General features: G+C 62.2%; 10 protein-coding genes. 7 read left to right on the forward strand and 3 right to left on the reverse strand.

Features of this window, described 5'->3' with window-relative positions:
- The first annotated feature begins 166 nt into the window (after window positions 1–166).
- The 3 genes from HX786_RS25720 to HX786_RS25730 all read left to right on the forward strand — a co-directional run bounded on the left by HX786_RS25720 (window position 167) and on the right by HX786_RS25730 (window position 3,209).
- Window positions 167–535 carry a cytochrome c5 family protein gene (locus tag HX786_RS25720; protein ID WP_178912766.1) on the forward strand — a complete coding sequence of 123 codons (369 nt, stop codon included), beginning with the start codon at window positions 167–169 and terminating at the stop codon, window positions 533–535.
- Between the two features lie 77 nt (window positions 536–612).
- Window positions 613–1,941 carry a D-arabinono-1,4-lactone oxidase gene (locus HX786_RS25725; protein ID WP_178912769.1) on the forward strand — a complete coding sequence of 443 codons (1,329 nt, stop codon included), beginning with the start codon at window positions 613–615 and terminating at the stop codon, window positions 1,939–1,941.
- A 59-nt stretch (window positions 1,942–2,000) separates the two neighbouring features.
- A complete protein-coding gene (locus HX786_RS25730) occupies window positions 2,001–3,209 on the forward strand; it encodes a DSD1 family PLP-dependent enzyme (RefSeq protein WP_178912770.1) in 1,209 nt (402 codons plus the stop codon).
- Between the two features lie 127 nt (window positions 3,210–3,336).
- Here HX786_RS25730 and HX786_RS25735 read toward each other — a convergent pair whose 3' ends face one another.
- Window positions 3,337–4,278: a transporter gene (locus HX786_RS25735; protein WP_003219185.1), complete on the reverse strand. Its 942-nt coding sequence runs from the start codon at window positions 4,276–4,278 to the stop codon at window positions 3,337–3,339.
- A gap of 203 nt (window positions 4,279–4,481) precedes the next feature.
- On the opposite strand from HX786_RS25735, the gene HX786_RS25740 reads away from it, so the two are divergent.
- Together HX786_RS25740 and HX786_RS25745 are read left to right on the forward strand one after the other, a co-directional pair.
- Window positions 4,482–5,519 (forward strand): AraC family transcriptional regulator, encoded by a 1,038-nt coding sequence (locus HX786_RS25740; RefSeq protein ID WP_003219184.1) that lies wholly within the window; start codon window positions 4,482–4,484, stop codon window positions 5,517–5,519.
- Window positions 5,520–5,630: 111 nt separating this feature from the next.
- Window positions 5,631–6,068 carry a carboxymuconolactone decarboxylase family protein gene (locus tag HX786_RS25745; RefSeq protein WP_003219182.1) on the forward strand — a complete coding sequence of 146 codons (438 nt, stop codon included), beginning with the start codon at window positions 5,631–5,633 and terminating at the stop codon, window positions 6,066–6,068.
- Between the two features lie 198 nt (window positions 6,069–6,266).
- Here HX786_RS25745 and HX786_RS25750 read toward each other — a convergent pair whose 3' ends face one another.
- Window positions 6,267–7,031 carry a helix-turn-helix transcriptional regulator gene (locus HX786_RS25750; protein WP_178912767.1) on the reverse strand — a complete coding sequence of 255 codons (765 nt, stop codon included), beginning with the start codon at window positions 7,029–7,031 and terminating at the stop codon, window positions 6,267–6,269.
- Between the two features lie 99 nt (window positions 7,032–7,130).
- Between HX786_RS25750 and HX786_RS25755 the strand changes: the two genes are divergently transcribed.
- Window positions 7,131–8,261 (forward strand): MFS transporter, encoded by a 1,131-nt coding sequence (locus HX786_RS25755; RefSeq protein ID WP_003219178.1) that lies wholly within the window; start codon window positions 7,131–7,133, stop codon window positions 8,259–8,261.
- Here HX786_RS25755 and HX786_RS25760 read toward each other — a convergent pair.
- Window positions 8,251–10,413, reverse strand: a complete 2,163-nt coding sequence (locus HX786_RS25760) for a TonB-dependent siderophore receptor (RefSeq protein ID WP_178912768.1) — start codon at window positions 10,411–10,413, stop codon at window positions 8,251–8,253. The two genes, HX786_RS25755 and HX786_RS25760, sit on opposite strands and share 11 nt — an antisense overlap.
- A 190-nt stretch (window positions 10,414–10,603) precedes the next feature.
- Here HX786_RS25760 and HX786_RS25765 point away from each other — a divergent pair, with 190 nt between their 5' ends.
- Entirely contained in the window at window positions 10,604–11,383 is a 780-nt protein-coding gene (locus HX786_RS25765) for an acetoin reductase (RefSeq protein WP_008430737.1), read from the forward strand.
- Window positions 11,384–11,448: the final 65 nt, after the last annotated feature.

Below are 11,448 nucleotides of genomic sequence, written 5' to 3' on the forward strand. Positions count from 1 at the left end.
CTGATACACCGCATTCGCGAGCAAGCCCGCTCCCACATTTGATCGGCGTTGCGGCTCAATCAACTGTCCGCCCAAGCCCCCCTTTCTGTCCCCCAATACCCTCAATGCCGCGCCCTGGCTGCCTTAGTGTGGATCACGCTTTCACACAATAAGAGAGAAGGTGGCTATGCGGGCAATCAACCCCCGTCGCATCAGTCTGCTGCTGGCCGTGACCTGCCTGCTGACAGCCTGTGGCGACAAACCGAAACATCCCCCCGAACGCGCCACGGCGGCCAATGCCATGCCCGGCGACGCAGCCCTGGCCCAGGTCTACGACACCAGTTGCAAGCTGTGCCACGCCAACCCGGCCTCCGGTGCGCCGCTGACCGGTGACGGCCCGGCCTGGAGCCCGCGCATCGCCCAGGGCCCGGACACCCTGCTGGACCACACCATCAATGGCTACAACGGCATGCCCCCGATGGGCCTGTGCGTGCAGTGCTCCGAAGCGCAATTCCTGGGGCTGATCAGCTTTATGTCGGGTCAACACATCCAATAAGAATAACGGGGTAGGCGATGGGGCTTTCACGGCGAGAATTATTGCAGCGCGGCGCGGTAGCCGGCGCGTTCATGGCATTGACCAGTAACCCGGTGCTGGCCCAGTTGGCCCGGGCACCGCGGCTGATTCCCTGGCGCAATTGGTCGGGGGCGCAAACCTGTCTGCCCCTGGCGCGGCTGGCGCCGAAGAACCTTGATGAACTGGTGCAGGTCATCGGCCAGGCACCGGGCAAGGTGCGGCCGGTGGGCTCGGGCCATTCGTTCAGTGCCCTGGTGCCCACCGACGGCACGCTGCTGTCCCTGAGTTACTTCAATGGCCTGCTGGATCACGACCCGCAAACCGTGCAGGCCACCTTCGCCGCCGGCACGCCGATGTCGCGCATGGGCCAGGCCTTGAAAGACGTTGGGCAGGCGCTGCCGAACATGGCGGATATCGACTACCAGACCCTGGCCGGGGCGATCTCCACTTCCACCCACGGCACCGGTGTGGGCTTCACCTCATATTCCGGTTGCGTCACCGGCCTGCAACTGGTGACCGCCCAGGGTGAGGTGCTGGAGTGCGACGCCAAGCGCCACCCCGAGGTGTTCAGTGCCGCCCGGGTGTCCCTCGGCGCCCTCGGCGTGGCCACCCAGGTCCGCCTGCAAAACCGCGCACCGTACCGCCTGCGGGAGCGCCAGTGGATCGCCAAGACTGAAGAACTGCTGGAGGACGTGGCAAAGAACAACCGGGAAAACCAGCACTGGGAAATGCTCGTGGTGACCCATTCCGACTACGCCCTGTCCATCGCCCTGAACGAAACCACCGACCCCGAAACCCCGCCCATCGACCCGGCGGAGGCGGGCGGCAACGAGTTTGTATCGATCATCGAGAAACTCGACAAATACGGCAGCGATTTCCCCGAGGCCCGGCGTACCTTGCTCAACAGCCTGCGCTTTTTTGCCAGCTTCGATGACCGCGTGGCCGAGTCGTTCCAGGTGTACGCCAACGTGCGCAACGTGCGTTTCAACGAGATGGAATATTCGGTGCCCGCCGAGCACGGACCGGCATGCCTGCGGGAAATCCTCAAGCTGATCAACGATAAGGACCTGCGCACCTGGTTTCCCATCGAGTACCGCTACGTCAAGGCCGATGACATTCCGCTGAGCATGTTCGAGGGCCGCGACAGCTGTTCGATTTCCGTGCACCAGCACTACACCATGGACCACCACAACTTCTTCGCCGCCGTAGAACCGATCTTCTGGAAATACGCCGGTCGCCCGCACTGGGGCAAGTTGCACACCCTCAATGCGCGCACTTTGCAGCCGCTGTATCCGCGCTGGGAGGAATTTACCCGAGTGCGCCGCGAGCTGGACCCCAGCGGCAAATTCCTCAATGCGCACCTGTCGTCTATTCTGGGAGTGGCCTGATGAACCGCAGACATTTCATGCTCGGCACCGGCGTGTTGCTGGTGGGGGGTGCCATCTTGCTGAGGCCGGGCGACCGCGGCAGCCCTTACACCGAGTATTTCCGCAGCCTCAACCAGCAACTCAAGGCCCATGGGCCGATGCGCCCGGTGATGCTGATCGACCTCGATCGCCTGGACCACAACATCGACGTGGTGATTCAGTCAGTGCAGCGCGGCGGCAAACACCTGCGGCTGGTGGAGAAATCCCTGCCGGCGCCGGGGCTGCTGGCGTACATCGCCAAGCGAGCCGGCACCCAGCGCTTGATGTCGTTTCATCAGCCATTTCTGAATCACGACGCCCAGGTGTTTCCCGATGCGGACATCCTGCTGGGCAAGCCGTTGCCGGTGCGTTCTGCCGAGCTGTTTTACCAAACCCACAAGGGCCCGTTCGACCCGTCCCGCCAGCTGCAATGGCTGCTGGACACGCCCGAGCGCCTGCAACAATACCTGGCGCTGGCCCAGGGATTGGGCACGAAACTACGGGTCAATATCGAGCTGGATGTGGGCCTGCATCGCGGCGGCATCAGCGACAACGCGGTGCTGGGGCAGATGCTGACGATGATCAGCGCGCATCCGCAGCAGCTGGAATTCAGCGGGTTCATGGGCTACGACCCGTTCGTGGGCATGGGCGTGCCGGGGATTCTCGGCTCGCCCCAGGACCTGTTCGACAAAGTCATGCAGCGCTACAACGGCTATGTGGATTACACCCGCCAGCACTTTGCGCCGCTGTGGCGCGACGGGCTGACGTTGAATACGGCAGGCAGCCCGAGCTATCGCATTCACGAGCAGGAGAAGCTCAGCAGCGAGGTGTCGGTGGGCACGGCGTTGCTCAAGCCGACGCACTATGACTTGCCGTCGCTGAGCGAGCATGTGCCGGCGGCCTATATCGCAACGCCCGTGTTGAAAAGCACCGGGCCGGTGGACATTCCGGCGCTGGACGGCAAGTCGCGGTTGTTCTCGTGGTGGGATGCGAATCAGCGCGCCACGTTCTTTATTTATGGGGGCAACTGGATGGCGGAGTTTGAATCGCCCAGGGGCTTGCAGAGCAATGACCTGTACGGGCGCAGCTCCAATCAGGAGATGGTCAATGGTTCGCCCAAGGTGGGGCTGAACGTCGAAGACCAGGTGTTTCTGCGCCCGACCCAGAGTGAGTTTGTGCTGCTGCAGTTCGGCGATTTGCTGGCAGTACGGGGCGGGAAAATCGTCGATACCTGGCCGGTCTACACCTGACAACGCCGTCCCACTGTAGGAGCGAGCTTGCTCGCGAAAAACCCAAGGACGACGCGTTCATCCAGACGGCCCGCGTTATCGTTGACGTTTTTCGCGAGCAAGCTCGCTCCTACAGTTTTTGCCGGGTTTACAGGGCAAACGGAATCGTCAACTTCGCCCACAACATGTCGCCTTCCGGCCGGTTCTGCACATCAAACTCCTTGGCCCAGCGCACCTCGGCACTCGCGTACTTGAGGAAGGTGAAATACACCGCCGGACCGATCGCAAACACCTGGCCCTTGACCCCGTCATCCACATCTTCGCCATAGATGTTCACCACGGTATGCCCGTATTGCTTATCGTCGGTGGTCTGCTTGAGGTAGTAGCCGTTGAGCCCAAGGCTGAGGTTATCCGTCACCTTGTAGCTGGCCGAGTAGTCGAAGTGAAAAATCTGCCCCGACCGGTAATGGGTATCGGGGTTTTCCTTGTTGAAGCTGTAGGTGGTCTTGATCGACAGCTCAGTGCGCTCGTTGGGCATCCAGGTCGCCGACACCAACGGTTTGTAGGTGTAGAAATTGTTGCTGGTATTGGCCAGGCGCGTGGCGTCGTATTCGCCGGTGGGCAGGGTGATTTCCAGGGCGGTGCCCACTGTCAGGTTCTTGCCCAGGTCCCAGAGGATGATCGGCGCCACGGTGGTGTCGCCCATGCTTTCCCGGGTGTCGGACATGCCGAACAGCGACACCTGTTGCTTCAGGTACGGCTGGGCGATGTAGCCGCCCAGGCGCCCGCCGAATACCCGCAACGGGCTGAGGTAATCCAGGCGCGGGATGATCGCGTCGGACTTGATCTTCACGTCCGGCACCTTGCCACCCAACGAGCTGATATCGAGCTTCCTGGCTTCGTAATGGTTGTAATAGATGTTGAAGGCGAACATGTGGTCGGGCAGGTTGTTGACGTCCAGCGGCAGGATGTAGAAGCCATCGGTGCCGGGGCCGATGTTGTCGACGCCGCCTTCGGTGGCCAGGGCCGGCAGGCTGATGAGGGTCAACAGGGCGAGTTGCACGGGGTAAAACGCACGGGTCGTGTTCATGTCTGGGCTCATTATTATTATCAGGACGACGCTGCCTATAGAAATAAGCCCTCGGCGCCCGGCGGGGCAGGGTATTGGCGGCCACATAGGGGGACTTTGGCGGACAGCTTTCATCCAGAGTGCAGCAGTTCTTGCAAGAGCCTATGATTGTCAGGATGTTTCCAAAACAAGAACTGAAGCACTCAGTCGGGAATCGAAGATCCATGCAAAGGAAAGCCGTTGATCCGCACTATGACCTGGCCCTGGTCTCGCCATTTCTGTTGCAAACCCTCGGCCAAGTGGTCGCGCAAAAAGGCGCGAGCGCCGAGCACCTGTGCCGTGGCCTGGGATTCACCCTGGCCGACCTGGACGACCCGGCCCAGCGCATTTCCTATCGCCAGGCGGTAGCGATGATCCAGCGTGCACTCAAGGTGTTGCCCGACCAGGGGCTGGGCCTGTGGGTAGGCCATCAGAACGTACTCGGCACCCTGGGCCTGCTCGGCCATGTGATTTCACTGTGCAAGACGTTGCGCGATGCGTTTGCCATCGGGGAACGTCATCAGCACACCTCCGGTGGTATCGCCACCTCGCGCACCCATGAAGGCCCCCAGGAAGTTTTCGTCGATATCGAATGCCTGCTGCCCTACGCCGAGGTACAGGTGTTTGCCGCCGAGGAGTTTTTCGCCAGCCTGATGGTGTATGGCCGCGCCCTGGTGGGCGAGGGCTTCATGCCGCTGCGGGTCGAATTTATCCACGCCGCGCCCACCTATGTCGCTGACTATCACCAACTGTTAGGTACGGATGTGCGTTTTGGCTGCCTGCATAACCGCATGGTCCTGGCCAGCCACTGGCTGGACGTGCGGCTGCCCAATCACCATGCCCTGGCCTTGCGCCAGGCCCTGGAACTGCTGGAACTGGAAAGCGCGCAACTGCATCAGAAAATGGATTTGATCCAGGCGGTGGAGCGCGCGATTTCCCGGGATTTGCAGGGCAGCCAGCTGGAAAAGGTCGCCAGTGACTTGAACATGAGCGGGCGTACCTTGCGCCGGCGCCTGACCGAGCATGGGCTGACGTTCGAGGGCTTGCTGGAACAGGTGCGCAGGGCAAGGACCATGGGCTTGCTGAGCAACCCGGGGTTGTCCATCGAACGGATCACCGAGGAAGTTGGCTACAGCGATGTGCGCAGTTTTCGGCGGGCGTTCAAGCGCTGGACCGGGCTGAGCCCCAGTGCGTTTCGCGGTGAAGGCGCAGGGCCGGGGTGATCGTCAGGATTGGCCCCATTGGCTACCTGATCTTTCCCCGGATTGGCTATTTGTCCAATGCCCCCTCGTCACTACTCTAGACACCAATCCCCACTGTTCTGGAGTATCACCATGCAAGCTCGTACCGACTTCTACACCGCTTCCCCGGATGCCATGAAAGCCATGCTGGCCCTGGAGGCTGCCGTCGGCAAACTGTCCATCGAACTGCCGCTGCTGGAGCTGGTGCGCCTGCGTGTGTCGCAGATCAACGGCTGCGCCTTCTGCCTCGACATGCACACCGCCGACGCCCGCAAGGGGGGTGAGACCGAGCGCCGCCTGTACACCGTGTCGGCCTGGCGTGAAACGCCGTTCTTCACCCCCCGTGAACGTGCCGCGCTGGCCTGGGCCGAAAGCCTGACCCTGCTCAGCCAGACCCACGCACCGGATGCAGACTTCACCGAACTGGCCGCCCACTTCAGCCCGCAAGAGCAAGTCGACCTGAGCGTGGCGATCGCCACCATCAACAGCTGGAACCGTCTGGCGGTGGGTTTTCGCAAGATGCCTAAATAACCCGACAAGACGCCGGGATGACTGATCGTTCCCGCGCTCTGCGTGGGAATGCCGCCCCGGACGCTCTGCGTCCAGCGGGCGATGCAAGGCTCAAGTCTTGCGTACGGGTGACGCGGAGCGTCACGGGATGCATTCCCACGCAGAGCGAGGGAACGATCAATGAAGCCGATCTACCACCGGGTTACAGCCAGTCGGCATTCACTTGAAGTAACCCCGTGGCGTGGCGCCGGTCATGGCCTTGAAGAAGGCGATCAGCGCACTGTCACTGGCAAAGCCCAACTCAAAGGCGCAGTACCCGAGACTGCGCCCGGTGGCGAGCAGCTCGATGGCGCGCATCAGGCGCCACTGCTGGCGCCATTGCTGATAGCCCATGCCGGTTTCCCGCAGGAAGATCCGGCCGATGGTTTTGCCGCTGGCGGCCACCTGGCGTTGCAAGGCTTGCAGCTCCGGTGGCAGCGCGTCGAGGTTCTGCAATAACGGCGCCAGGCGTTTGTCCGTGGGCAGGGGCAGCAGCAGCGGTTGCTCGACTGCCTCGCGGATTTCACTCAGGCACAGCGCCAGCAAATACGCGTATTTGCCCTGTTGCCAATCGGTGTCGAACGCCGCCATTGCCATGGGCTCCAGCACCGCCCGCAGCAGCGCACTCACCTCAATCACCCGCACTTGTGCCGGCAACTGCCCGGCCAATGCCGGGCTGACATACACCGAACGGTAATCCACGGTCTGTTGCATCACTGCCCGGTGCGGCACACCGCCGGGAATCCACGCTGCCCGAGTGGGCGGCAACAGGCACAGTTGGTTGGCCAGGGTAATGCGCGTGCAGCCCTGTTGGGTGAACAGCAATTGCCCGCGCTGATGCTGATGTACACCGGAGTCGTGATCACCCAGCAGGGCGGCGATGCCCACCACGGGCGCGTCGAAGCGGTCGGGATCGAAAGGTGTCTGCGCCGCCAGCCATGCCATGGGATGTCCGATTTCATTGATAAGGTGTCGAAGTCTGGATAATACGCCAGCTGCCGCTGTTTAGACTCCCTGGCCTGTTTACTCGTGAAGAGCGTCTGGATGATGTTGAAAAACTTGCTGGTGCTGGCGGTGGCGCTGCTGATGTTCCCGCAAATCGCACAAACCCTGTATAGCCCTGCGCTGGCGGATATCGGCCAGGCGTTTGCGGTAGGGCCCGAGGCGGCGGGGCAGACCTTGTCGGTGTACTTTCTGGCCTTCGCGTTCGGGGTCGTGGTGTGGGGACGCTTGTGTGACCGCTTCGGCCGGCGCCCGGTGATGCTGGCCGGGTTGGCCCTTTATGGCGCGGCCACAGCGCTGGCCTTGGGCGTGCGTTCGTTCAACGGCCTGTTGCTGGCCCAGGCGGTGGCGGCGTTTGGTGCGGCGGTGGGGTCGGTGGTGACGCAAACCGTGCTGCGCGACCGCTTCAGCGGTGCCGGGCTGGCGCAGGTGTTTTCAGTCGTGGGCATTGCCCTGGCGGCCAGCCCCGCCATTGGCCTGTTCACTGGCGCGGGCCTGGTGCAGCACTTTGGCTATCGCGGGGTGCTCACAGGCTTGTTGCTGCTGGCGCTGACGTTATTGGCCTGGTGCCTGTGGGCCTTGCCGGAAACCCGCCCGGCCTCGCTGCCCACAGCGTCGTTGCGCGGCACCCTGGGCCTGATGCTCAAGGATGCGGCGCTGTGGCGTTCGGTGGGGCTGGTCGCGGTCTTCAATATCGCGCTGTTCAGCTATTACAGCCTGGGGCCGTTTGTGTTCCAGCGCCTGGGGTTGTCTGCCGAGCAGTTCGGCTACAGCGGCGTCCTGCTGGCGTTGGGCTCGGGGCTTGGGGCCTGGCTCAACAAGGGGTTGCTCAAGCGCGGGGCCGGCAGCGAACAGCTGGTGCTGGCAGCCGGTGGCGTGATGTTAGTGGGCAGCGTGCTGGTGGTGCTGTTACAGGACCGTTGGCTGTTCGTGTTGCCGATGCTGTTGGTGGTCATGGCCTTCGGCATGGCGATTCCCAATGTCTTGGGGGCGGCACTCACGGCTTATCGCGACCGCCTTGGCACCGCCGGTGCCTTGTTCGGTTTGCTGTATTACCTGGTGATCGGGGTGGGGTTGACCCTGGCAGCCTGGGTCCAGCAGTTGGGCTGGACCCTGTTGGTGTGCGCCTTGGCGGCGCTATGCCTGGCGATCCCGCGTACCGTCAGAAATTGACCGTGGCACTCAAGCGCGCCGTCAACGGCGCACCCTGGAACAGGTAGTCATCGCCCATGTATTCGCCAGCATCGCGCCAGTAACGCTTGTCGAACAGGTTGTCGACGCTCAGGCGAAACACCGTTTCATAGCCATCGAGTTTGGTGGTGTAGCGGCTGCCGACGTTGACGATGGCGTAGTCGCCCACTTCCACATCACCGGTGCGATTGGCGTACTTGTTGGCGCTGTATTGCACGCCGCCGAGCAGCGCCAGGCCGTCGACCCAGGGCAGGGCGTAGTCGGCGTACAGACTGGCCCGCAGTTTCGGCACGTTGATCGCCTGATGGCCTTCGTATTCCGGCGTGCCGCTGCCCGTCACCCGTGCACGGATGGCCGCGACGCTGGCGGCGATCTGCAAGCGCTGGGTGGCCCAGCCGTTGGCGGACAATTCCAGGCCGGTGTTTTTCTGCTCGCCCTGTTGCACGTAGGTGTAGTCGCCGGCGGCGTCCGGCTTGGCGTACTGATAGGCCTGGCGAGTCTGGAAGATCGCGGCGGCAAAGCTGATGCGGCGCCAGTCGTATTTCACCCCGGCTTCGATCTGGCGGGAAACTGTCGGGGCGAGGGTTTCATCTTTATTCAGGGCAAACCACGGCGCGGTACCGCCCAGGGACAGGCCTTTGCTGTAGCTGGTGTAGAGCGACAGGTTTTCAATCGGTTTGTAGATCAGCGCCGCCTGGGGCAGGAACACATACTGCCGGGTGTGGCGCGACTCGTTGCCCTGATCATCGAAAGCCTTTTCGTCCAGGCGCACTTCGCGGCCGCCCACGATGGTCTGCCATTGCTCGTTGAAGCTGATGCGGTCGGTGACGAACAGGCCGTATTGGCGGCTGTCGAGGTTGCGATGACTATCGTTCAGGGGCTTATCGGTGGGCGCGAAGTTTTCCGGGTCCTGATTGATATTGCCGGAGCCAATCATCTCGTTGACCGATTCGCGCTTGTCCACCACTCGCCGAAACGCACTGCTGCCAAACGTCAACTCATGCCCCAGGCCACCGGTATTGAACAACCCGGTCATCGCGGCCTGGATTTCATCATCGCGCCGGGTGTCATCAGGGCTGCGGAAGTCATAGATATCGTAGTTGCCTTCCGGGCTGAAGTAGTTCGGTACCTTGGCCCCGGCACAGCTCGCGGACCCGTAGCAGCCCCACGCAAACGAACTGTAATCATCAATCACCACCTTGCTGCGCGCCGCGCTGACGCTGCCTTTCCACTGGTCACTGAAGCGATATTCAAACTTGCCGTTGAGGTTCAGCGAATCAATCCCTACCTGATTCGCACCGCTCTGATGCCCCAGCAGTTTTTTCGGCGACGCGTCGTGCGGCACCTCGGTCCCGCCCAGCAGCTGATAACCCGGCACCGAGCGCTGTTGCTTGTTCTGATACTCGGCATCCAGCTGCAATACCGCGTCGGGGCTGATGTTCCAGTCGAACGCCAGGGACAGGAAATCCCGGTGGCCATTGGCATGTTCGACGTAGGAATGCAGGTCTTCATGGGCCACGTTGGCGCGCAGGCCGAACTGCTGCTCGCTGCCAAACCAGCCGCCCACGTCGGTGGCCAGGTAACCACTGCCGCGATCATCGGTGGACACCGTCACCGAGCGCACATCCTCCGGGCGCTTGGTCACGTAATTGATCACGCCGCTGGGCTCGGAAATCCCGCTTTGCATACCCGACAATCCCTTGAGCAGCTCCACGCGCTGCTTGTTCTCCAGGGCAACGTTCTGCTCGCCGGTGATGGTGCGGCCATTGATCTTGTAACTGCTGGCGGCATTCAGCGAGAAACCGCGCACCACGAAGTTTTCGTAGTAGCCGATGGGCGCATAGCTGTCGCCCACCGAGGCGTCATTGCGCAGCACTTCGCTGAGCAAGCGCGCCTGCTGGTCCTTGATCAGCGACTCGTTGAACACCGCGATCGAGGCCGGCGTGTCGAGCAACGGCGCCTCATTGAAAGCGCCCACCGACGCGGTGTCGGTGCTATAGCCGGATTCATCCTGGCCCTGGACCTTCACCTCCGGCAGCTCGATATCAGCCGCCTGGCTGCTTCCAATACCTGCGCTGAGCAACAGGCCGAGGGCAAAACGTGAAGGGGCAGCGGGGCGAAGACGCAAAACCATGGGGGAAGGCCTGAGAGCGCAGAGCGGAGGGCGCATAAGCTAGGCATAACGGCGGCGTTTTACAAGTTTTCGAGAATGGTTCGCTTTGAGACGTCCCGTCTCAGCCCGCAGATCAATCCTGCTGCTGCTCGACAGCGGCCCCTGGCAACTGCGATAGACAAGGCTTCTCTCACCGTTGAAGGAGATCGTCATGAGTATCGCTGGAAAAGTTGCACTGGTGACCGGCGCCGGGCAAGGCATCGGCCGGGCCATCGCCCTGCGCCTGGCGCGGGATGGCGCCGACATAGCGTTGGTGGACATCAACAGCGCGAAGATTGAAGCGGTGGCGGCCGAGGTGGTTGCACTGGGGCGCAAGGCCTCGGTGTATGTCGCCGATGTCTCGAAGCTGGAGCAAGTGGTCGCGGCGGTGGACCATGCCCACCAGACCCTGGGCGGCTTCGACATCATCGTCAACAACGCCGGCATCGCACAGATTGACGCACTGCTGGACGTGACTCCGGAACAGGTCGACCGCACGCTGCGTATCAACGTGCAGGGCACGCTTTGGGGCATCCAGGCCGCAGGCAAGAAATTCAAGGCGCTGAAGCAGAAGGGCAAGATCATCAATGCCTGCTCGATTGCCGGCCATGAAGGCTTTGCGTTGCTGGGGGTGTATTCGGCCACCAAGTTTGCCGTGCGTGCGCTGACCCAGGCCGCCGCGAGGGAACTGGCCAGTGACGGGATTACCGTCAACGCCTACTGCCCGGGTGTGGTGGGCACGGATATGTGGGTCGAGATCGACAAACGCATGGCCGAGATTACCGGCGCCGAGGTAGGGGCGACGTACAAGAAGTATGTGGACGGGATTGCGTTGGGCCGGGCGGAAACACCGGAGGATGTGGCGGGGCTGGTGTCGTACCTGGCGGGGCCGGATTCGGATTACATGACCGGGCAATCGCCGTTGATTGATGGCGGGATTCTGTACCGCTGAGCCGGCGGAATCACTCGGTCAAAAAATGTGGGAGCGGGCTTGCTCGCGAAGGCGGAGTGTCAGTC

Source organism: Pseudomonas sp. 21615526 (assembly GCF_013386245.1).
GTDB lineage: Bacteria > Pseudomonadota > Gammaproteobacteria > Pseudomonadales > Pseudomonadaceae > Aquipseudomonas.

What these genes read in the sequence shown, in the direction of transcription:
- HX786_RS25720 (WP_178912766.1), top strand. Translation starts at nt 167, where the DNA reads ATGCGGGCAATCAACCCCCGTCGCATCAGTCTGCTGCTGGCCGTGACC.
- HX786_RS25735 (WP_003219185.1), bottom strand. Translation starts at nt 4,278, where the DNA reads ATGAACACGACCCGTGCGTTTTACCCCGTGCAACTCGCCCTGTTGACC.
- HX786_RS25740 (WP_003219184.1), top strand. Translation starts at nt 4,482, where the DNA reads ATGCAAAGGAAAGCCGTTGATCCGCACTATGACCTGGCCCTGGTCTCG.
- HX786_RS25745 (WP_003219182.1), top strand. Translation starts at nt 5,631, where the DNA reads ATGCAAGCTCGTACCGACTTCTACACCGCTTCCCCGGATGCCATGAAA.
- HX786_RS25750 (WP_178912767.1), bottom strand. Translation starts at nt 7,031, where the DNA reads ATGGCATGGCTGGCGGCGCAGACACCTTTCGATCCCGACCGCTTCGAC.
- HX786_RS25755 (WP_003219178.1), top strand. Translation starts at nt 7,131, where the DNA reads ATGATGTTGAAAAACTTGCTGGTGCTGGCGGTGGCGCTGCTGATGTTC.
- HX786_RS25760 (WP_178912768.1), bottom strand. Translation starts at nt 10,413, where the DNA reads ATGGTTTTGCGTCTTCGCCCCGCTGCCCCTTCACGTTTTGCCCTCGGC.
- HX786_RS25765 (WP_008430737.1), top strand. Translation starts at nt 10,604, where the DNA reads ATGAGTATCGCTGGAAAAGTTGCACTGGTGACCGGCGCCGGGCAAGGC.